The organism is Nocardiopsis rhodophaea, assembly GCF_039530945.1.
GTDB lineage: Bacteria > Actinomycetota > Actinomycetes > Streptosporangiales > Streptosporangiaceae > Nocardiopsis_C > Nocardiopsis_C rhodophaea.
Map to the genome: position 1 here is coordinate 93626 of NZ_BAAAPC010000001.1, position 21759 is coordinate 115384.

Genomic DNA, 21759 nt, shown 5'->3' on the forward strand with positions numbered 1-21759 from the left:
CCCGCCGACGCGGCCGCCGGGCTTGCCGCACCCACCGCCTGGCACCGGGCGCCCTCGTCGGGGGTCTTTTCCGGATTTCCGTTCGGCGGGCGGGTGATCCCGTTAGCATGCCGCACGTGGGAAGCCGTGCGCACTACGTCATCAAAGAAGGCCGTCACCACCGGGTGTTCTACTCGCAGTGGGGCGGCGACGACATCGAACTCGATCTGATACCGGGGCCGGACGCCGCGCTGCGCTTCGCGGAGCGGCAGCACGCGGCCGAGGGCTGGGTCGACGAGGTCATGTGCGATGGTGCCGCCCTGCTCGACCGGGAGGAGCGGCGCCTGCTGTGGTTCGGGTTCTGCCGCGACGACTCCTCCTACCGCGCGGCGGTGCTGCGGGTCCTGGAGCGCACCTGGGCGGGGTGGCGCGTCGAGTGGGCGCACAACGGGTTGGCCGACCTGCTCGCCGCTCTCGGGGAGGACACGGAGCAGGTCCTGGCGCCACGGGAGCTCCCGGTCCCCGAGGACCTGCGGACCCCGGAGGAGTTCATGGCCGCGATGCCGGGGTTCACCTTCAACCCGGAGATCTACCCGCCCGGCTCTCAGCTGCCTGCCACGCTCCCCCTCGGGCCGTTTCCGATCGAAGAGTTCACCGAAGCGGACGCGTCGGGGAGCCCGCGGCTGGTCACCGTCCGCTCGGGCGGCGAGGTGCGGGCGTACGCGAGCAGTTCGGGCGTGGCGGCCATCATCGAGAACGGCCTGCACGCGCTCGACACCCTTGCCACGTGGACGCCGGTGACGCGGTTGGCGCGGATGCCGATCAGCGGTGTTCACCTGGACGCCGACGCTCGGACGGCCGGTGTCTGGACCGGCCGGGTCCTCTACCAGGAGCCGCTGCGGTCAGCCGACGCGTGGCCCGGCTGGAAGTGGGAGGTGTGGGGCGACGACTACTCCGAGCAGCTGCGCCGCGCCGACGGAGCCGTGGATGTGCCGGAGCCTGATGTGCCGGCGGCGCTGGACCGGCTCGGCGCACGGTTCGAAGAGCACCAGAAGGGCGGAGGGGCGGCGGCGTCCGGCATCATGACGCTGCTCACCATTACCAGTGCCCTTCGCGGTGCCGCCGCGAATAACGGCCTCGAAGCCCAGGTCAACGACGACAACGCGTTCCTGCACCGCCCTATGGAGCTCACAGCCGCGGAGTGTGCTGCGGTTCGCGCGGCCATCGCCGACTGCCGCTGACAGCCCTGGACAGCGCGAGATCCGGGATTGTGGTGAGCGATCGCAGCGCACTGCCCCAGCCTCACGGCACATGGCAAAGCCGACCGCTAAGACCGGTTCGCCTGTCCGGTCGGCGGCTACCCCGTGAAGCTCTCGCTGCTGAAGGAACCCTCGTCGGCGCTCCCGTCGGTGACCCACCACAGGACGGGTGCTGCGGGGAACGTGCCGCGGTCGACGGCGAGCACGAGCTCGTCGGAGCCGTCGCCGTCGTAGTCGCCGAAGGCGAAGGCGCGGGCCACCCGGCCATCGGCCCCTTTCTCGGGGTCGGCGCGCACCAGCGGCGACGCGTCATCTGCTTCGAGCCCGGTGCCGGTGTCGCGCACCACGTCGACGCCGCGGCCGTCGAGGCCGACCGCCAGCTCGTCGGAGCCGTCGCCGTCGAGATCTCCGGCGACCATCGTGCGGAGCGGGTAACTGGGGACGCTTCCGTCCTCCCCCGGGAGCGTCATGGAGGAGTGCTCGGGTGCGCGCTCTCCCACGGCACCGTGGTAGACGTGCAGCTGACGGTGGACCTCGTCGCTCTCCGTCTCGTAGCCGGGCTCGTCGTTCCGCGTCCCGTCGTCGCCGATGGCGACGTCGGTCGCGCCGTCACCGTCGAAGTCGCCGAACGCCGAGAGGCCCCCGGCGGGCAGATCGACGGACTCCCACTCCCCGGGGTCGGCCGGGCCGGTCGTGAACAGCGTGTTCGCGGGCTGCTCCCCGTCCGCCCCGTGCCGCAGCAGGAGCGGGGTCGGCCCGGTGCCGTCAGCCTCGGCACTGACGAGCCCGCCGAGCCGGGCGTCGACCGTCAGACGGGCGCTGCGTTGCGGCGCGCCGTCCCTGTCGAAGGGGCCGTACAGCACGGTCAGGCGGGAGAGGTCTTCTCCGGTGTCGGCCTCCTCGACGGCCACGACGTCGGCGTTGCCGTCGCCGTCGAAATCTCCGGGGACCGGAGCCGTGTACGAGCCGCCCCACGACCGCCCGGGGTCGTCCTCTTCGGGCATCGCCACGGGGGTGGGGGCCGCGTCTGGGTCAGGGCCGGTCGGCCCTCCCCAGATGACTGCCGCTTCCCCGGCCCTGGACGCGGAGGCGGCGTCGAGCACTGGGATGTCGTCGAATCCGTCCCCGTCTAGGTCGGCGGTGCCCGGGCGGAGCCGCTGGCCGTCGCCGACGTCCGCGATGGCCAGCATATCTTCGGCGTCGATGACGGTGCGGGTGGTCGGCTCCGGGCCTGCCTCCGAACCGTAGACCACCACTAAGCGCCCAATCCCCGGCAGGGAGTCCTCCGGTCCGGTGCCGTTGTAGGTGCTCGTGAAGAGGAGGTCGGGGAAGCCGTCGCCGTTGACGTCGTGGCGCGCGTCGCTGCCCCCGCCCTCGGGGATGGGCACGGCCCGGGTGGCCTCGTCTTCCGGGCCGACGTCCCGGTCGTCCGGAGTGTTCGCGCACGCGGTCAGGAGGAGGACTCCCACGCCGGTGAGCGCGGTAAGGCGGCGGTGGGGGTGCATGAGCCTCCGATCGAGGGGGGCGCCGAGCCGGGGCCGACCGACTTACGGGGTGGTGTGCGGCCGACAGCTTAGCGGGAGAACGGACGGACGCGCGGTCCCGCTGAGGCACGCCCAGGCAGCGCCCCTCACGCCGTGGTCTGCGGAGCGCTTCTGTGGGTGTGGCGTGAGAGGAATCGCTGGCCGGGGATCCAATCCAGAGATCACCCCGACCCCAGGGGCGGCGTCGCACGGACACCGAGGACGGGTGAGCCGCTGTTCGACTTGGTTGGCGCCGTACGGCCGAAGCCCTCCTGCTGTTCCACCCTCGTTCACGACTCAGGATTGACTAGACGCGACGTCCAGTCTAGTCTTTCGTTCAGATTCAACGCTGCGTATCGTCTCGTGGTCGTTTCTCCGCCACATTCATGAGAGGAATCCCGTGAGCAAGCCGACCGCCGACGCCACCGATCGGCCCGATGTCATCAGCCGAACGGGCCCGCGCCGTAGTGAGAGCGCCCGGCTCGCGGTACTCCATGCCGCTGACGACCTGCTGGTAGAGCGCGGATTCGCCGAGCTGACCATTGAGGGCATCGCTCAGCGTGCGGGTGTGGCCAAGCAGACGATCTACCGCTGGTGGAAGTCGAAGGTCGACATCCTCCTCGACACCCTCGCCGATGACGCGCGCGAAGCTCTGCAATGGCGCACCCCTGAAAGCGACACCGAAGCCGAGGAGGATCTCAAGGCTCACCTGCGGCGCGTTGCGGGCTTCTTCCAGGACCCCGCCGGTCAGGTGCTCCAAGCGCTGGTCGGACATGCCCAGTTGGACGGGAAGACAGCCAGGGCGCTGCGGGACGGGTTCTTGCGGGAACAGCGGGAGCGCGACATCGCTGGGCTGCGGGCGCTCCTCACCCGCTCCCCCCACGTCACTGTCGGCGACCAGGCAGTCGGCCGCCTTGTTGATCTGTTGTTCGGCCCGCTGTACTACAGGGCGCTTGTGCTCGGGGAGCCGATCGACGAGGAGGTCGTGGAAGCTACCGCACGCGCTGTACTCACGCTGGCCCGGGAGTCCGCGGCCTGAAGTTCGCCCTGCCTCGAACTCAATGATCGCTGAATAAGGCGGCTCGCCTGGCGCACTTGCCTGCGCAAACCGCGTATCCAGCGACCCCCTAAGGCTTAATCAGCCGTTCCTGTGGTGCGCGTTGAACGGAGAAGCTCGACTCGACGCGCTCCACCACCTCGCGCTCACTCCTCCCTTATCTGGACAGCAGAGGAATGTGATCTGCGCACAGCCGTCCACCGTTCAGGATGCGAAAGGATGCCCATGACGTCAGCCCTGTACTTACCCAAGATGCGCAACGTGTTGGCCGGAATCTCCGAAGAACAGCATCGAGTCGACGAGGTGGAGCAGCCCAAGCTGCTGCGGAAAGTCAGGGAGCGCGGCACACCCTGGACGCCGGAAGAGCTGGTAGAGGCGTGCGCCAGCGGCTACTACGCTGCCCCGCCCGAGATCGGCAGAATGCTCTTCACCTTCGTTCGCGCCACACGGCCTGAAACCGTTTTCGAATTCGGCACATCCTACGGATTCACGGCGATCCACATCGCAGCGGCACTCCGCGACAACGGATTCGGGATGCTGTACACAGCTGAATTACACGAGGGGAAGTGTACGGCGGCGAGAAACAACCTGGCCTCGGCAGGAGTGGGGGAATACGCCGAAGTCATCCAGGGAGAAGCCGAGGAGATCCTTTCCTCGTTCTCCCGGCGCATCGACTTCCTCTACCTGGACGGATGGGCCGAGTTCTACTTAGGGGTCCTCCGCGCCGCCGAACCACGGCTCCGCGCCGGCGCCCTGATTCACGCGGACGACACCGCGAAGTTCGCGGCCGGAGCCCGTCCCTACCTCGACTACGTACGCGACCCGTCCAACGGCTATGTGTCCACTGCGATCGCTGATGGGCAGGGGCTCGAACTCTCTACGTTCACCCGTACGTCCGAGCGGGCGCTCTCATGACACCTCGGACCGTGCGCCCGGCGCAGCACTCCGCGGCCGCGGCGGGCGGGGCCCAGCTCAAGCCGCGAGCGGCCGCAATCGCTGTCGGAATCTGCGTCATGCTGGTATTCGGTCTCGGCGCGAGCGTGAACCTCGCGGTTGGACGGTTGGCCACCAGTGCCCTGCACCCCACCGCGACACAGGTCCTGTGGATTGTCGACAGCTACCTCATCGTCTTCGGCTGCCTGCTGGTCCCCAGCGGAGCCGTCGGCGACCGCTTCGGTCGTAAGGGCGTTGTGCTCGTCGGCCTAACCGTCATGATCACGGGCTCCGTCGCCTCCGCCGTCTCCCCCGATGTTGCCCCGCTGCTCGTCGCACGCGCTCTGACCGGCGCGGGCGCCGCACTCGTCCTCCCCAACAGCCTCCCTCTGTTCATCAGCTGCCATCCGCCCGAGAAACGCGGCCACGCGGTCGCCGTCTGGACCGCATTCAGTGGAGGCGGCGGTGTGGCGGGAAACATCGTCGGAGGCGCCGTTCTCCAGTTCTTCGACTGGCAGGCCCTGTTCGCCGTGGCCGCCCCCATCGCTGTACTCGGCCTCCTGGCCGCCGCGAAGTTCCTTCCGCGTGTCGAGCGTCACCAGCACAGGCTCGACACCGTCGGGGTTCTCCTCCTCGCCCTCGCGGTCTTCTCCGTGATGTTCGGCATCATCGAGGGCCCCGAACTCGGATGGGCCTCCTTCCCCGTGCTGTCGGCCTTCGCCGCGGGGGTGCTGCTTCTCCTGCTTTTCTGTCTGTACGGGGTCCGCCGGGAACGGCCCCTTGTGGACCCACGGGCGTTCCGTCGCTCCGGCCTCCGCGCCGGGACCCTGGGCATCATCGCCTCGTTCATCGCCATGTACTCGGTCTTCTACCTCAACGGCCAGTACCTGATGAACGTCAAGGACTATCCGGCCGTCCTGGCAGGACTGGGCACCGCCCCGCTGGCCGTCGTGATCTTCCTCGTCTCGCCCCGCGCCGCGCATCTGGCCAACCGGTACGGCCCCCGTCCAGTCGTCGCCTGCGGACTGCTCATGGTGGGCATGGGCCTGGGGCTCTTCTCCCTGTGTGGCCCCGGGACTCCCTACTTCCTGTACGCCGGATGCCTCGCCGTGGTCGGCATCGGGTCGGGGCTGTCCAACCCGCCGCTGTCCAACGCCATCGTCACGTCCCTTCCCGCGAGTCAGGGTGGTGTCGGATCAGGCATCAACAGCTTCAGTCGGGAGGTGGGTGGCGCGCTGGGGTTCGCCATCTTCGGCACCCTGCTCACCGCACGATTCCGTCACGCTCTCCCCGACGGTCTTCGCCACCTCCACGGAGACTCCTCAGAAGGACAGACGCTGGGCTTACTCCTCGACCACATCGAGAACACCGCAACGGCTGCGGCGGTGCAGCTGGCCGAGCAGGCGCGCGAGGCGTTCACCGTGGCCATGGCCGACTCACTGCGCGTTGTCGCGGTACTTCTGCTGCTAGCGGCGATCCCCGTCGTGACGTGGCTGTGTCCCGAGGGCACGGAGCAGGAGACACCACAAGTGAAGTAGAGAAGGGGTGAGTGATGCGGGACGCAGCGCACCCCACCCCACACCTGTCCTTTGGCCCGCGGAAATCTACCGATAGCCCGGAAAATGGCCACATCCGGACAATATATTGCCCTTCGCCTCACCCCCAGAGAAGCCTGGTAGGGCGAAGGACCACTGCACGACGATGACTGTGGTGGCACTGGTATCGATTCGCGAACACCTACCTGCGGTCGGCAATATGGATGCCCCAAGCCGTACCCGCGTCAATTCCGCGCGGACACCGCCAGCAACCCGCCCGTGTTCTCTTTACCACAGGGATGTAGAGATCTGATTCCATGGAAATCATTGAGGTCTTGCCGGCGTTTCTCGTCGCCGTCGTTCTGATCTCGGCGTCCCCGGGGCCAGCGATGGCGCTGATCTTCCGCAGGGCCGCCCTGCAGGGATTCTGGCCGAGTGTGGCGACTGTGCTCGGGTTGGAGATGGGCATCTACCTCTGGGCGCTGGCGGCCGGGGCCGGGTTGGCGGCGCTGGTGGCCGCGTCCCACTCCCTCTATGTCGCGATCCAGGTCGTGGGGGCCTGCTTTCTGGTCTATCTCGGCATACGCTCGTGGGCCTCGGTGCTGCGTGAGCGGCGGGCGCCCGACCGTGCGGCGGGTGACGAGGCGGATCCGCCCGCGCCGCGTGCGTCGTCGCGGATCGCCTTTGTCGAGGGGTTTGTCGTCCAGCTCGCCAACCCCAAGGCCGCGGTCTTCATGTTCGCCTTCTATCCGCAGTTCATCTCGTCGGACCAGCCTCTTCTGCCGACGACCGCTCTCCTGGCGCTCATCCAGGTCATCCTGGAGACCGCGCTGTACCTGGGGCTGGCCGCGGGCGTGTCCCGCGCCGGGGTCTGGTTCCGCCGCCCGACGATTCGGCGCCGCCTCGAAGCGGTGACCGGGACGGTGTTGATCGCTCTGGCCGGGCGGTTGCTGCTCACCGCACGATGAGAGGCTGCTGGTTGCCCTTGCGGATCGACCGACCGGCTGGCCGGGCTCGGCTGCTCTTCATCAGGGGGCGACGGGCGCGTACTCGGTGCCCGCTGAGGCGACCGGGTCGCGGGCTTTCGCAACAGTCTTTGCTGTTCACCGAAATCACCACGGAACAATCAGCTAGAAGTTAAGCAACTTCCTGCATAGGGATTTGTCTCCATACAGTTGCCCTAAAATAGGAAGACTCGCCGATTCCCCTCCACGACCAGTGCCGGTGTAATCTGCGTCAACCCCTCACCCGGCGTGCGAGCATAACCGCGTCCGGCCACGGCACGTCCCTGCTGGCGCACCACACCGCCGGTCCCCACCGCATGCCCCGCAGCGTCCGGACAACTGTTTTCGGGCTCTGTCATCTGTCCGCGAGTCTCCCCGAACGCGATCGATCGTGCCCCAGAATTCCCTGATGCCCGAATCGATCTTGCAGAAAAAACCTCACTGGTAAATGATGCCCATCCGCTGGTTCAGCTCTTTACTACAACTAATCATGCCGATGCGACTTCAGGGTGATAATAGAAATCCACGGCCGCCCCGGCGCGAATCAGTATGGCAGCGGGGCACGAATAACACCAGGGATCATAACCCTCTATGCGTTACTTTCCCAAAGCCGCTCGAACGCGCACTGGGCAACGCCGGGCCAGCCTGATTCACTGCGGTCGCAGGACAGCGGCGTGTCCGCCGCCTCGGCGCTCGGGTTCGGCGGCGGCCTGGATGCGGCGGTCACCGAGGAACTCCAGAGCGGTGGCGGCGCCGATTTCCCGGGTTTCGGTGAAGGTGTGCCCGCGGGCGGTCAGCTCCTTGTCCTCCTTGGTGCCGAAGAAGCCTGGCTCCGCCAGGGTCGCGGGGGTGTTGCGCTGTGACAGCCGCGGCTCGGCTATCGCCTCGGGCAGGGTGAGGCCCCGGTCGATCCGGTCGACGAGGAGTTGGAGCACCGTGGTGATGATCGTGGAGCCGCCCGGGCTGCCCAGGGCCAGGTAGGGGTCGCCGTCCCGCAGCACGATGGTGGGCGCGATGCTCGACCTCGGGCGCTTGCCGGGGCCCGGGAGGTTGGCCGCGCCCGCGCCGTTGTCGGCGACCTCGAACTCGAAGTCGGTGAGCTCGTTGTTGAGCAGGAAGCCTCGGTTGGGGACGGTGATGCCGCTGCCGCCGGTCTGCTCGATGGTGAAGGTGTAGGAGACCACGTTGCCCTGGTGGTCGGCGGTGACGAGGTGGGTGGTCGACGGGCCTTCCGTCCCGTTATCGGACGGCAGCCCCGCCGCCGTGCAGCCGTTGCCGTCGCGGGCGTTGCCCGGGGCGACCGGCGCCTGCTGCGCGGTCCGCGTGTCGACGAAGCAGGCGCGCTCGTCGGCGTAGTCCTGGGAGAGCAGCGTCCGGAGGGGGACGTCGACGTGGTCGGGGTCGCCGACATAGTTGTTGCGGTCGGCGTAGGCGAGTTTGCTCGCCTCCAGCATCAGGTGCCAGGTGTCGGCGGTGTCGCCGGTGCTGTAGGCCGCCTGGTCGCGCGCGGCCTCCATGATGTTGAGGGCCTCGCCCACGGTGGAGCCGCCGGAGGAGGACGGCGCCATGCTGTAGACGTCGAGCCCCCGGTACTCCACGTGCGAGGGCGCGCGCTCGATGACCTCGTAGTCCGCCACGTCCTCGGCGGTGAGCAGTCCTGGGCGGACGTCGCGCGCGGAGTCGGGGTTTACCGGAGGGTCGGCGGCGGTCGCGGCGATCTCCGCGCCGATGTCGCCGTCGAGAACGGCCGCCCCCTCCCGAACGAAGGCGCGGTAGGTGTCGGCGAGGTCGGGGTTGCGCAGCACGGTCCCGGGCTCCGGGGGCCGCCCGTCGGGCATGAAGAGCCGCGCGGTCGCGGGGAAGTCGGCGAACCGCTCCTGGTTGGCGGCGGTCTGCTCGGCGAAGGTCGCGTCGACGACGAAGCCCTCGTCGGCGAGGCGGATCGCCGGGCGCATGACCCGCGCCAGCGGCTTGCGCCCCCAGCTGTCGACCGCGTACTCCCAGGTGCCCGGGGTTCCCGGCACCCCCACGCCCAGGCCGGACGTCACGGCCTCGGCGAAGGGGATGGGCTCGCCGTCCTTGTCCAGGAAGGCGTCCTCGCGCATGGCCGCCGGGGCGGTCTCGCGTCCCTCGATGGTACGGATCCGGCCGTCGGTCGCGCTGTAGTAGACGAAGTAGCCGCCGCCCCCGAACCCGCCGGAGTACGGATCGGTGACACCGAGCGCGGCGGCCGTGGCGACCGCCGCGTCCACGGCGTTGCCGCCGGAGCGCAGGATCTCCATCCCGGCTTCGGTGGCGTCGGGGTCCACGGAGCTCACCGCACCCCCGTAGCCGACCGCGACGGCGGTGCGGGCCGACGGGCCGAGGCCGCCATGGCTCGCTGCTGCTTCCGCGGGCGCTGAGCTGCCCATGAGCACCACGGCAGCTCCCGCCGCGCAGACTGTGCGGACCCCGGATGTATTGATCACCTTCTGGTTCCTCCACATCACGCAGCGAATGGACCCGAAACACAGTTGCCCGCTGTGCGCCGACGATAACCCCCGGGCCCCGCCCCCGCCGGTAGCGGACCCCTGTGTCGGTGACGGAGCCCGGGTTCGGCCCCTGTGGCTAGCTGGTGCTGCGCTTTTCCGCGGTTGGCCGCCAGCGAGTGCGTCCGACCCACCTCGGTCGGGTGAACAGGGCCGCCATGGCACCCGCGGCACCGATGGCAATGGAGAAGGGCGAAAAGCTCCCGGTAGCCGCCGAGCCGGTCGGCCAGGGTGAGCCGCGCACCAGTTAACGAGGACGCCCCTGAGGGCGAAAGCGACGTTCGCCCTGGAAAAGCCGCCGTGAGGTCGCCCCCTGGCGGGATGCCCTATGCAGGGACATTTGCCGCGAGCACCGAGTCACCCTAGCCTGAACGAGGTTAGGATCGCCTAACCTCACTACATTTGCGGACAAAGGGGGACACGATGGCCGAACCACGGCAGCGTGCGAAGAGAGCCGTCCACTGCGGCCGGGTCGAGACCGTGGAGCGCCTGACACCGCACATGGTCCGCGTGGTACTCGGCGGCGAGGGCCTCGCGAAGTTCAGCATGGGCGAAGCCACCGACAGCTACGTCAAGTTGCTCTTCACCCCTCCCGGCGTGGACCGCTACCCCGAGCCCTTCGACATCGAGGCGATCCGCGCCGAACGCCCCCGCGAGGAGTGGCCCATCCTGCGCACCTATACGGTGCGGGCCTGGGACCCTCGGGAACGCCTGCTCACCATCGACTTCGTCGTCCACGGCGACTCCGGCGTCGCCGGCCCGTGGGCCGCCAGCGCCCGCCCCGGCAACCTGCTGCGCTTCCTCGGCCCTGGCGGCGGCTACGCCCCCGGCACCGAGGCCGACTGGCACCTGCTCGCGGGCGACGAGAGCGCCCTCCCGGCCATCGCCGCCTCGATCGAGCGGCTCCCGGAAGGCCGCACCGCGCACGCCTTCATCGAGGTCGCCAATCCGGGGGAGGAGCAGCCCGTCTCCGCCCACCCCGACGTCCAGGTGCACTGGCTGTACCGCGGGTCGCGACCCGTGGGCGCCGCGCTCGTCGAAGCCGTGCGGACACTGGAATTCCCGCCCGGCGACGTCCAGGCCTTCGTGCACGGCGAGGCCAACACCGTCAAGGCGCTGCGCGCGTTCCTCCGGGTCGAATGCGGAATCCCGCGGGAGAACCTGTCGATCTCGGGCTACTGGCGTCTGGGCCGCACCGAGGACGCGTGGCAGTCGTCCAAGGCCGAGTGGAACCGCCAGGTCGAGGAGGAAGAGGCCGCCCGTATCGGCTCCGCCGCCTAAAACGGCTGAATGGAGGCCCCTGCGACCGCGCGCTCCCGGGGCGGGACCGCGGACCGGGTCGCGTTCCACTGGACGACCTCATAGCTCGCCGCTCCTTCGCGCACGAAGGGGTCCTGGGAGATGATCCGGTCGATCCGGGCGCGGTCCTCGCCCTCAGCCAGGATCACCCCTCCACACCGGGGCACACGGGGGCCGGACATCAGGAACGTCCCATCCTCATAGTTGCGGCGCAGGTACTCGTTGTGCGCGGGCAGCAGCCGGTCGATCTCGGCGAGGTCGCCCTGGTAGGTCAGCAGCAGAAGGAACAACGTCGGCCTCCTCGGGTGAGCGGTTGTGCGGGAACCACCCGCGCAGTCAACGCCCCGCGCCCGCCCCGCGTCCACGAGGCCGTCCCTCACGCGGCCAAGGCGGCGACTAAGAGGCCAGGTCACGGGCGATTGCCGAGAACACAGGGTGCCGCTCGTCACCCCGCCACGCCAGCGCCACACGCATGCGCGGCGCCCCGTTGGCCAACGGCCGCCAGGCCAGCGACGCGTCACCGCTGTGGACCGATTCCGGCTGGAGGGCCACAACCGGGCCGCCGGCCAACTCCGCGCGGGTCACCGCGCGGCGCGCGGCCGACACCCGCAACCGGGGCCGCCAACCGCCGGCGTGGCAGGCGTTCAGGACGGCGTCGTGGTAGCCGGGCGCGCGATCGCGGCGGAACCACAGCAGTTCGTGCCCGGCGAGGTCGTCCCAGGAGACGGTGGCACGGTCGGCGAGCGAAGCGGCAGCGGACATCACCACGCCCAGCGGCACATCCTGCACGACCGACACCGCCATCCCGGTGGTGTCAGCCGGCAGGTTCACCACACCCGCGTCCAGTTCCCGCCGGGCGAGCAGGCTGAGCTGGTGGGCGGTTCCGGCGTCGACGAAGGACACCCGTGTACCGGCGGCCCGCGCCGCGTCCTGAACCCGCGGTGGCACGCCGGGCGGAAGTCCCGGTGGGATCCCCACCTCCAGCCGCTTCCCGGCGTCCTCGACCACGCGGGCCGCACGGTCGGCCGCGGCGAGGGTGGCGCGCGCCTCCGGCAGCAGAGCCCGCCCGGCCCGACTCAGCACCATGCCCGCGGGGGTCCGTTCGAACAGCTGGGCACCGAGCCGACCCTCCAGGACGCGGATCTGCTGGCTCAGCGACGGCGAGCGCACCCCCAACCGCTCCGCCGCCCGGCCCAGGTGGCCTTCCTCGGCGACCGCGCAGAAGTACCTGACCTGGCGCAGTTCCATGGGGTGATCGTAGCGGTGCCGCATCGCCCCACCGGCGCAGCAGGTGTTGGCCCCCCTGCCTCGCGGGAGCACGAATTACGGAGGTGGCTGGGCCCTTCCGAGGCTGGGAGCCAGGGTCCCGCCGACATCCCCGGCGCTAGCTGCCCGCTCTCCCGCTGTCCGCCGCCCGCTGCTCGTCGAGGAGCGGGATCTGCAGCGCCGCCCACGGGCTGATCAGGCGCGGTGTGCGTGTGGCGAGGCGAACCAGGTCCTCCCAGTCGACCCAGGCGAATTCCGCGACCTCCGAGGGGTCGGGATCGGGGTCGTCCACGGCGACGGCCCAGAACACCGGACAGAATTCGTTCTCCACGATTCCTTCGGGAGAGACCGCGCGGTAGCGGAAGTCCGGGAGCGCGGTTTCTACCCCTTCGATCTTGAGTCCGAGTTCCTCCCCGACCCTGCGGCGCACCGCCCCTTCCATCGTTTCTTCGGGAGCGGGATGGCCGCAGCAGCTGTTCGTCCACACCCCGGGCCACGTCTTCTTGCACAGCGCGCGACGAGTCATCAGGAAGCGGCCGGAATTATCACGGATATAGCAAGAAAACGCCAAGTGCAGCGGGGTGTCGGTGGTATGGACCGCCCACTTGTCCGCGACGCCGGAGCGTTCGAGGCCGTCGTCCAGGAGGACGACCAGCTCGGTCGAGCCATTCTCCGGGAGCTTCGCCCCGCGCCCGGATTCGTCGACTCCGTTGCCGGGGTGTGTCATCGCCATCCTCGCAGACTATCGCCCAACGCCGGCCGCGCGGGGAGACATCGGATTTCACTCCTCGGCCCGCACCCACCCACCAGGGTATACGCCAAGAAATACCTCGCTCCTGCAACGGCGGCTCGCCATTTCAATCCCCGCCTTTGCGGGGAGATACCCCGCACCCCGGAAAAGTATTCGCGCCCGGATGGTTCGCGTTACCGCGCTGGTCAGACGCATTTGCGTGACACCACCCCCGAAAATCACAATCCAGGACTCCACAGTATGTCGAGAAATGTGCACCGTGCGACTTTTCTCCTACATCGCGCATTCGGGGGCATCGACGCCACCGTTCGGCGGGTTGCCCCACGATGGGGCAATCGGGACGCTGGATCACTCGCGATCGCACGGCGGAGGGGGGCCGGACCGCGAACGGGCCCGGCGGCGCGCGACGCGCCGACACACGCCCTGCGGTGGGCTGGTCACACGACACCTAGTATCCCAGTGGTACTCCGTATCCCAGTGGTACTCCGGGCGGGACACGCGCGCCTGCGTGGGCTCGGAGGCGACCGGAACATTCCGCAGGAGGCCCCGATGCCCGTTCCCCTCATCATCGACACCGACACCGCCCAGGACGACTGCATCGCCCTGCTCGCCGGACTCCTGGACCCCGCGGCCGACCTGCGCGCCATCACGATGGTGGCGGGCAACGTCGGCTTCGAGTCGCAGGTCCGCAACGCCTTCATGACCCTCAACGCCGCCGGGCGGCTCGGCGAGGTCCCCCTCCACCTGGGCTGCCGCCGCCCGCTGGTCCGTCCTTGGGTCAGCGCCCAGGACGTGCACGGCGACGGGGCGGGCGGGCTCGACATGGACTTCGAGGGGTGCGCGACCGAGGGGGAGCACGCCGTCGACACGCTCGTGCGCATGGCCGCGGAACACCCGGGAGAGCTGTCGATCGTCGCCATCGGCCCGCTCACCAACATCGCCATGGCGGCGATCCGCGACCCCGGCTTCGCGAGCAACGTCAAGGCGCTGTACGTCATGGGCGGCTCCAACAACGGGCGCGGGAACATCACCGCCGCCGCGGAGTTCAACTTCTACGTCGACCCCGAGGCGGCCAAGGCGGTGTTCGCGGCCGGGTTCGACATCACCGTGGTGCCCTGGGCGCCCGTCACCCTCAACCAGGCGGTCTTCGCCCAGCCCGCCCTCGACGAGATCACCGCCCTGGGCACGCCGCTCGCCGACTTCTTCACCCGCGTGTGCGGGGCCACCCTGGAGTTCGACCGGAGCGTCGGCATCGACGGCACGACCCACCCCGACTCACTCACCGCCGCCCTGCTGCTCCACCCCGAGCTGGTGCGGCGCAGCGCCCGCTACAACGTGGACGTGGAAACCAGCGGCGAGCTCACCCGCGGCTACGCGGCGATGTCGTGGGGCGTCCACGGGCTCCCGGACAACGCCACCGTCGTGGAGGATGTCGACGCCGCGGGCTTCTACGCCTACATCGCAGGCCTGCTGTCCACACCGACGCGGCCCCAGCGGCCCTTCCTGGCCGCCGGGGGCTGATCCGGACGCTGAGCGGCGGGGACATCCATCACGGGGGGTGGCCGCGGCTGGAGGACCCTTGTCCGCGGCCCCACCGTCGTCCATCATCGGCGTTGGGCAGCGTGCCCGCACCACATGGCCGCCCCGGAGGCAGACCGTGGATGTCGACGCACTGGACGCACTCGACGCGCTGCAGCGCGACCCCTACCCCCACTACGCCCACGCCCGTCGCTCCGCCGGGCTCACCTATGTTTCGGAGCTGGACGCGTGGCTGGTCGCCCGCCACACCGACGTGCAGGAGGTGCTGAACCGGCCGTCGGACTTCTCCTCAGCGAACGCCCTGCGCCCCGACATCACCCCGTGTCCGGCCGCGCTCACGGAGATGGGGAAAGGCATCAGCGGCGGGTCCGTCGTGGTCACGACCGATGGTGAGCAGCACCGCCGCTACCGCGAACCGCACACGCGCGGGCTCTCCCCGGCGCGCGTCATCACGATGATCCCGTACATCACCGAGCGCGTCGCCGCCCTGATCGACGGCTTCGCGCCGCACGGCGAAGTCGAGCTGATGGGCTCCTATGCCGAACAGCTCCCGGGTGAAGTGATCGGGCGCCTGCTCGGCCTCGCCCCTGGTGACGTCCCCGCCGCCGTCCACGCGAGCCGCCGCGCCGAGCAGCTGCTGTTCCGCCCACTCGACCCCGACGACCAGGTGGCCGCCGCCCGCGACTCCGTCGCCCTGCAGCACCTCATGGACGACTACGCGCGCCGCCGCCGCGAGGATCCGCGCTCCGACCTGTGCACCGACATGATCCAGGCCCTGTGTCCCGGACCGGGCGAGCCCACGGCCGAGCAGCGCGGCGAGCTCGTGTCGACCCTGGTGAACGTGCTTCTCGCCGGGCACCTGACGACCACGGCCCTGATCGGAACCGCACTGCTCCACCTCCTGCGCCACCGCGACCAGTGGGAGCTGCTGTGCGAGCGCCCCGAACTCATCCCCGCGGCGGTCGAGGAGGCCGCCCGATTCGACGCCCCGGTCCAGGGCTTCCGCCGGGTCACGACCCGCGACGTCGTCCTCGCCGGGACCCGGCTTCCGGCCGGAACCGACGTCTTCGTCGCGTTCGGTTCCGCCAACCGCGACGAGGCGCTGTGCGACCGCCCGGACACCTTCGACATCACCCGGACGAGCGTCCGGCATCTGGCGTTCGGGCACGGGGTACACAGCTGCCCGGGTGCGCGCCTCGCCCGGGCGCAGGTCCGCATCACCCTGGAGACGCTGGCCCGGCGGCTGCCAGGGCTGCGGTTGGCCCCGGACCGGGACATCACGATGCGGCCGACGCTGATCCACCGCTCTCCGGAGGCGCTGCCTGTGGTCTGGTGAGGACAGCGAGGACGCCGCTGCCACGCCGAGCGCCGAGCCCCCGGCATACGCGGGGCCATAAGAACTACGACTTTCTGCGGTTCCGCTCGGACCACCCGTCTCTCTACGCTCATCCACCGTCATGTCCGATATCGCCTGCCTCGCGCACTCCGCGGGATAGCGGCGATCCCCACCGGAAGGCATGCAGTGGTCACCAACAGCAGAACCGGCAGGCGCCTGGCTACCGCCGGGAGCCTGGTCGGCTTGGTCGCGATGGGCGGCGTGTTCACCTGGGCCCCACCGGCCGCAGCGGACCCGGCCGCAGCGGCCACCCCCGAGCTCGTCGCCTACTACCAGCAGAAACCCTCCTGGAAACCCTGTGGCGAGGATGACGTCTTCGGCGATCTGGAGTGCGCGAAGATCACCGTCCCGATGGACTACACCAAACCCAACAGCGAGAAAATCCGGATCGCGATCTCGCGACGCCGGGCCGACGACCGGGACAACCGGCGCGGCATCCTGCTGCTCAACCCGGGCGGCCCCGGAGGGCCGGGCTTGCAGCTGCCCCACTTCCTCGGTGACCAGAAGATCGGGGAGGTCTACGACCTCATCGGATTCGACCCGCGCGGGGTCGGGGAATCGACCAACCTCAACTGCTCGGTACCGGACTTCGGGGATTATGACCTGCCGTCCCGGCCCACCGACGCCCAGCTGCACAACTTCACCGAGGCGGCACGGGCGGCCGAGGAGGGCTGCGACAGGACGGCCGGTTCCCTGCGCCCGCACATCACCACCGCCAACACCGCTCGCGATATGGACGTCATCCGCGGCGTGCTCGGCGAGGACACGACCAACTACCTGGGTTTCTCGTACGGCACCTACCTCGGCGCGGTCTACGGCAGCCTCTTCCCCCAACGGCTCGACCGCAGCGTCCTCGACTCTTCCATCCACCCCGACTACATCTGGCGCGAGCAGTTCCTGGCAGCCGTACGGGTCGATACCGAGAACGTCGAGCGGTTCGCAGAGTGGGCGGCGGAGAACAACGACAAGCTCGGGCTAGGTGGGGACGCCGCGGCGGTGCGCGCCCTCATCGAGGACCTGGCCGAGAAGCTGAACAAGGAGCCTGTCGGCGACCTCGACCGGACCGAGTTCGACGCTTTCGTCGGCGACCTCGCCCGGTGGCAGGGCGAGTGGGACCTCTTCGCCGAGATGCTGGCCAAGCTGCGCGACGGCATCCCCATCGACGACGAGGAGCCCAACACCGAGGCCAAAGCAGACGCCGAAGACGCGGCCGAAGCCGCCAGCCAGGTCGCGGCCCGCTCGCGGGAACGGCTGGACAACGGGACCTACAACGCGGTGCTGTGCGAGGTGGACTGGCCCACCGACCTGAACACCTACTACCGCGACATGCGCGAGTTCCGGGACAACCACCCCTACGGCTGGGGGGTCAGGGTGATCGCGCCTGCCCCGTGCACCTTCCGCTCCTCCACCCCGCCGGAGAAACCGGTGGAGCTGAAGCGCGAAGGCTACCCGACCGGTGTGGTCGTCCAGGGAGAGTACGACCCGCAGACCGCCTACGAGGGCGGCCCCGCCATGGCCCGGCGGCTGCGCGACAGCCTCATCATCGTCGAGGACGACGGCAACCACGCCTACTACGGCGGCCCGGACTACACCTGCGTCACCGAGCAGATCGACGACTACCTGATTGACGGCATCCTGCCGGGCAGCGCCACCACCTGCCCGGGCGTCCCACGCCCCGACCTGGACGGTAAGGGCGCCGACGACGACCAGCCCCTGACCGACCAGGTGCAGCACGTGCTCGACGACCGCGGCGGAAAGCTTCCGGTCGGCTGAGCCGACCGGAAGCTTTTCCGAGTCCACCGGAGGAAAAGGGGGGGCCGTCGGCCGCGGTCGGCACCGTGGCCGACGGGCGTCAGCGGGCGGCCCCCGGCTCCAGCACTTCCAGTCCCCGGCCCAGGCCCCGCGCCTCGGGCTCCGAGGTGGGCGAGGAGTCGAACTGGGTGCGGTACAGCTCCGCGTAGCGGCCGCCAGCAGCGAGGAGTTCGGCGTGCGTTCCGCGCTCCACGACCCGCCCGGCCTCGATCACCAGGATGAGGTCGGCGGCCTGGATGGTGGACAGGCGGTGCGCGATGACCACAGCGGTGCGCCCGGCGAGCGCCTCGCCCAGCGCCTCCTGCACCGCCGCCTCGGATGTGGAGTCCAGGTGCGCGGTGGCCTCGTCGAGGATCACCACCTGCGGGCGGGCCAGCAGGAGCCGCGCGATCGTCAGCCGCTGGCGTTCGCCCCCGGAGAGCCGGTAGCCGCGCTCGCCGACGATGGTGTCCAGCCCGTCGGGGAGCGACGCGATGAGGTCGTCGAGGCGTGCGCGGCGCAGCGCGGACCACAGTTCGTCATCCGCAGCCTCCGGCCGGGCCAACCGCAGGTTCTCCCGCACTGACTCGTGGAACAGGTGCCCGTCCTGGGTGACCATCCCGATAGCGGCGCGGATCGAGTCGGCGGTCAGGTCCCGGACGTCGACTCCGGACAGCCGCACAGCGCCTTCGTCCACGTCGTAGAGGCGCGGTAGCAGCTGCGCGATCGTCGATTTCCCGGCCCCGGACGAGCCGACCAGCGCCACCATCTGCCCGGGCTCGGCGCGGAAGGACACGTCGTGCAGGACACGTTCGCCGCCGCGCGTGTCGAGGTTGGCGACCTCTTCCAGCGACGCCAGGGAGACCTTGTCGCCCGACGGGTAGGCGAAGCTCACGCCGTCGAATTCCACCGACACCGGCCCCTGGGGGACGCCGCGAGCGTCGGGCTTCTCCTCGATCAGCGGTGGCAGGTCCAGGACCTCGAACACCCGGTCAAAACTGACCAGCGCGCTCATGACCTCCACGCGGGCACCGGCCAGCGCCGTCAGCGGCGCGTACAGGCGGGTGAGCAGCATCGCGAGCGCGACGACGGAGCCGGCGTCGAGCATCCCGCCCACGGCGAAGAACCCGCCCAGCCCGTAGACGAGGGCGAGCGCGAGGGCGGAGACGAGGGTCAGCGCGGTGATGAACACCTCCTGCGTCATCGCCGTTCGGACCCCGATGTCGCGCACCCGCAACGCCCGGCGCGCGAACTCGGCGGATTCGTCGGCGGGACGGCCGAACAGCTTGACCAGGGTCGCCCCGGCCGCGGAGAACCGCTCGGTCATCTGCGTGCCCATGGCGGCGTCGTGGTCGGCGCCTTCGCGCTCCAGCCGGGCCAGCTTGCCTCCCATGCGCCGCGCGGGCAGAACGAACACCGGCAGGAGGACCAGCGCGATCAGGGTGATCTGCCAGGAGAGCGAAAGCATCACGGCCAGGGCGAGCGTGAGCGTCACGATGTTGCCGACGACGTTGGACAGGATGTCGCTGAACGCCCGCTGCGCGCCGATGACGTCGTTGTTGAGCCTGCTGACCAGCGCTCCGGTGCGCGTGCGGGTGAAGAAGGCGATCGGCATGCGTTGGACGTGGTCGTAGACGGCGGTGCGCAGGTCGACGATGACGCCCTCGCCGATGCTCGCCGACAGGTACCGGGTGACCAGGCCGACCCCGGCCTCGGCGACGGCGATGAGCGCGATGAGGAGTGCGAGCCGGACGATGAGGTCGACCGCCGAGCCGCCGACGATCGCGTCGACCACCTGGCCCGCGAGGACGGGGGTCGCGACGGCTAACGTCGCCGACACGACGCTGAGCGCGATGAACAGCCCCAGCCGACGCCGGTTCGGTCGGGCGAAGGAGAGGATGCGCCGGAACGTGGCCCTGGAGAAGGGGCGCCGGTCCTGTTGGGCGTGCATCGACGTGTAGAGCTGATGCCACGCGGTGACTTCCATGGAGCTCATGCCACACCACCGAATGTTGGGGAGTTCAGGTCGGGCCGCTGGTGCGCTCCGCCCGGTACGGGTCCCGACGCTAAATCCTCAAGCATTGTTGAGGTCAAGCCGTGGCGGGGCGGGATGATTCCGCATGCGCGGTGCCGGGGCGAGAAACGGGGGAAACGCCGAACACCCGCCCAGGGTGACGGGCGGGTGTGACAGTTCGGCGGTGGCGGGGCGGACCGGGGCGCGAGGCACGCCCGGTCGTCGCCGGACGATGCCTCAGGGCGTGGTCGGCAGGGCGCGCTTGTGGGCGGTGGCGCGGTAGCGGTCGATCAGGGCGCGGCTGACGCGGTCGGGGACCGGGCGGCCTTCGAGGAAGTCGTCGATTTCGTCGTAGGTCAGGCCGAGCGCGTCCTCGTCGGGCTTCTGCGGGGACAGTGATTCCAGGTCGGCGGTGGGCGTCTTGTTCACCAGGTCCCGCGGCGCCCCCAGCTCAGCGGCGATGGCCCGCACGCGGCGCTTGGTCAGGCCGGTCAGCGGCACGACATCCGCCGCGCCGTCGCCGAACTTGGTGAAGAAGCCGGTCACCGCCTCGGCGGCGTGGTCGGTGCCGACCACGAGACCGCCCGTCGCGCCCGCCACGGCGTACTGCGCGACCATGCGTTCGCGCGCCTTGGCGTTGCCGATGACGAAGTCGCGCGCGCCGTCGTCGGGGAAGTCGAGCCCGGCCTTGGTGATCGAGGCGGCGAGCGCGTCGGTGGCGGGCTTGACGTCGACGGTGAGACACCGGTCGGGGGCACCGAACTCGACGGCGCGGGCGGCGTCCTGCCCGTCGGCTTGGACACCGTAGGGAAGGCGCATCGCAATGTACTCGGCGCTGCCTCCGCCCGCGCGCACCCGGTCCACGGCCAGTCGGCAGAGCCGACCTGTGGTGAGGGAGTCCACTCCGCCGCTGATGCCCAGGACGAGGGCGGTGCACCCGGTTGCGGTGAGGCGGTCGGCGAGGAAGCCGACCCGGCGATCGATCTCCCCGTGGGCGTCGAACGTCTCCGCCACCTCCAGCTCCTGGATGATGGCGCGGCGGGCGTCGTGCAGGTCGGACACGTGCGTGTTGGTCATGAGGGGTCGTCCCATTCCGTAGGCGAGCGTCGTCGGATTATTCCGAACGCCCTTCCCGCACAAGGAACGCGGGGTCGACCCTGAGAAGCTCGCCGAGATCAACGGAGGAGGGGGAGGGGACTGATCAGCTCACTCGGGCCGCGAAACCCTCGTAGTCGACGATGAGGCCGTGCCGGTCGACGGTCAGCTCGTAGCTGATGTTGCCGGGGTCGCCGTAGACGTAGCGCCCGCGGCCTTCGGACGACTGGTGCCGGGTGTAGCGCTGGGTCGTCCGGTGCACGCGCAGGTCGGGGATGTCGATCCACGCGACGGGGATCTCGCGCGATTCCCCCGGACTCAGCCCCAGGCGGCGGATGGGCAGCGTGTTGGTCAGTGGGGTGGACGCGACATCTACGTCGACGCACCCGTCGAGGTCGGGGGCTGGTTTGCCGTCGCGCGTCCAGTGGGCGCCCTTTGACGCGAGTTCGAGGGTGCGCACGCCGTCCGGAGAGAGGATCTCGACCCGGGCGCCCCGGGTCGCCCACGCCAGATCGGCCCACACGGTGAAACGGCAGGAATAGCGGGCGCCCCGGTCGACGACAACCTCCGTCGCCTCCAACCGGAAGCCGTCCGTTTCCGCGATGAGTGTGCCTAGGCCCAGTCCTTCGACGACATCGAGCCGAGACCACACAGCGGGGTGATCGTTACTGGCGGACATGACACCGTTCTACCTGTACGACCCGATTACACAACAGCGTGCCCCCATCACCGGTACGTCACAACAGCGATGACAGGGCCCACCGGCAGCGGGTGCCGGTGGGCCCTGTCG

Annotated in this window: 17 protein-coding genes; 9 read left to right on the forward strand and 8 right to left on the reverse strand. The window is 69.8% G+C overall.

The genetic code is table 11. The features are described 5' to 3' along the window. Nucleotides 1–116 precede the first annotated feature (116 nt). Complete coding sequence (locus ABD259_RS00460; protein WP_344106746.1) at nt 117–1220, forward strand: hypothetical protein; 1104 nt, start codon at nt 117–119, stop codon at nt 1218–1220. A 116-nt stretch (nt 1221–1336) separates the two neighbouring features. Here ABD259_RS00460 and ABD259_RS00465 read toward each other — a convergent pair whose 3' ends face one another. Continuing rightward, nucleotides 1337–2743 carry a VCBS repeat-containing protein gene (locus ABD259_RS00465; RefSeq protein WP_344159308.1) on the reverse strand — a complete coding sequence of 469 codons (1407 nt, stop codon included), beginning with the start codon at nt 2741–2743 and terminating at the stop codon, nt 1337–1339. A 418-nt stretch (nt 2744–3161) separates the two neighbouring features. Here ABD259_RS00465 and ABD259_RS00470 point away from each other — a divergent pair, with 418 nt between their 5' ends. The 4 genes from ABD259_RS00470 to ABD259_RS00485 all read left to right on the forward strand — a co-directional run bounded on the left by ABD259_RS00470 (nt 3162) and on the right by ABD259_RS00485 (nt 7254). After that, a complete protein-coding gene (locus tag ABD259_RS00470) occupies nt 3162–3800 on the forward strand; it encodes a TetR/AcrR family transcriptional regulator (protein WP_344106748.1) in 639 nt (212 codons plus the stop codon). A gap of 243 nt (nt 3801–4043) precedes the next feature. After that, nucleotides 4044–4733 (forward strand): O-methyltransferase, encoded by a 690-nt coding sequence (locus ABD259_RS00475; protein WP_344159311.1) that lies wholly within the window; start codon nt 4044–4046, stop codon nt 4731–4733. Next, nucleotides 4730–6289 carry an MFS transporter gene (locus ABD259_RS00480; protein ID WP_344106750.1) on the forward strand — a complete coding sequence of 520 codons (1560 nt, stop codon included), beginning with the start codon at nt 4730–4732 and terminating at the stop codon, nt 6287–6289. Before ABD259_RS00475 ends, ABD259_RS00480 begins: the two co-directional genes overlap by 4 nt. Nucleotides 6290–6603: 314 nt before the next feature. Next, a complete protein-coding gene (locus ABD259_RS00485; protein ID WP_344106751.1) occupies nt 6604–7254 on the forward strand; it encodes a LysE family translocator in 651 nt (216 codons plus the stop codon). A gap of 686 nt (nt 7255–7940) precedes the next feature. On the opposite strand, the gene ggt is transcribed toward ABD259_RS00485, so the two are convergent. Then, nucleotides 7941–9758, reverse strand: a complete 1818-nt coding sequence (gene ggt, locus ABD259_RS00490) for a gamma-glutamyltransferase (RefSeq protein WP_344159313.1) — start codon at nt 9756–9758, stop codon at nt 7941–7943. Nucleotides 9759–10241: 483 nt separating this feature from the next. Here ggt and ABD259_RS00495 point away from each other — a divergent pair, with 483 nt between their 5' ends. Further along, nucleotides 10242–11099 (forward strand): siderophore-interacting protein, encoded by an 858-nt coding sequence (locus ABD259_RS00495; RefSeq protein ID WP_344106753.1) that lies wholly within the window; start codon nt 10242–10244, stop codon nt 11097–11099. Here ABD259_RS00495 and ABD259_RS00500 read toward each other — a convergent pair. The 3 genes from ABD259_RS00500 to idi form a co-directional block, all read right to left on the reverse strand. Then, nucleotides 11096–11407, reverse strand: coding sequence for a YciI family protein (locus tag ABD259_RS00500; RefSeq protein ID WP_344106754.1), 312 nt, complete (start codon nt 11405–11407; stop codon nt 11096–11098). The genes ABD259_RS00495 and ABD259_RS00500 overlap by 4 nt on opposite strands. Before the next feature lie 106 nt (nt 11408–11513). Further along, on the reverse strand, nt 11514–12365 hold the full coding sequence (locus ABD259_RS00505; RefSeq protein ID WP_344159315.1) for a LysR family transcriptional regulator: 852 nt from the start codon (nt 12363–12365) through the stop codon (nt 11514–11516). A gap of 136 nt (nt 12366–12501) precedes the next feature. Beyond that, nucleotides 12502–13110, reverse strand: coding sequence for an isopentenyl-diphosphate Delta-isomerase (gene idi / locus ABD259_RS00510; RefSeq protein WP_344159724.1), 609 nt, complete (start codon nt 13108–13110; stop codon nt 12502–12504). A gap of 573 nt (nt 13111–13683) precedes the next feature. On the opposite strand from idi, the gene ABD259_RS00515 reads away from it, so the two are divergent. The 3 genes from ABD259_RS00515 (at nt 13684) to ABD259_RS00525 (ending at nt 17842) form a co-directional block, all read left to right on the forward strand. Further along, the gene (locus ABD259_RS00515) at nt 13684–14655 is read left to right on the forward strand and encodes a nucleoside hydrolase (RefSeq protein WP_344159318.1); all 972 of its coding nucleotides are present in this window, start codon (nt 13684–13686) and stop codon (nt 14653–14655) included. A gap of 136 nt (nt 14656–14791) precedes the next feature. Continuing rightward, nucleotides 14792–16009: a cytochrome P450 gene (locus ABD259_RS00520; protein WP_344106760.1), complete on the forward strand. Its 1218-nt coding sequence runs from the start codon at nt 14792–14794 to the stop codon at nt 16007–16009. Nucleotides 16010–16195: 186 nt separating this feature from the next. After that, nucleotides 16196–17842, forward strand: a complete 1647-nt coding sequence (locus ABD259_RS00525; RefSeq protein ID WP_344106761.1) for an alpha/beta hydrolase — start codon at nt 16196–16198, stop codon at nt 17840–17842. A gap of 79 nt (nt 17843–17921) precedes the next feature. Here ABD259_RS00525 and ABD259_RS00530 read toward each other — a convergent pair whose 3' ends face one another. From ABD259_RS00530 to ABD259_RS00540, 3 genes are all read right to left on the reverse strand, one after another. Then, nucleotides 17922–19847 carry an ABC transporter ATP-binding protein gene (locus ABD259_RS00530; protein WP_344106837.1) on the reverse strand — a complete coding sequence of 642 codons (1926 nt, stop codon included), beginning with the start codon at nt 19845–19847 and terminating at the stop codon, nt 17922–17924. A gap of 264 nt (nt 19848–20111) precedes the next feature. Continuing rightward, a complete protein-coding gene (gene nadE, locus ABD259_RS00535; protein WP_344106762.1) occupies nt 20112–20951 on the reverse strand; it encodes an ammonia-dependent NAD(+) synthetase in 840 nt (279 codons plus the stop codon). A 124-nt stretch (nt 20952–21075) separates the two neighbouring features. Next, on the reverse strand, nt 21076–21648 hold the full coding sequence (locus ABD259_RS00540; protein WP_344106763.1) for a putative glycolipid-binding domain-containing protein: 573 nt from the start codon (nt 21646–21648) through the stop codon (nt 21076–21078). Nucleotides 21649–21759 lie beyond the last annotated feature (111 nt).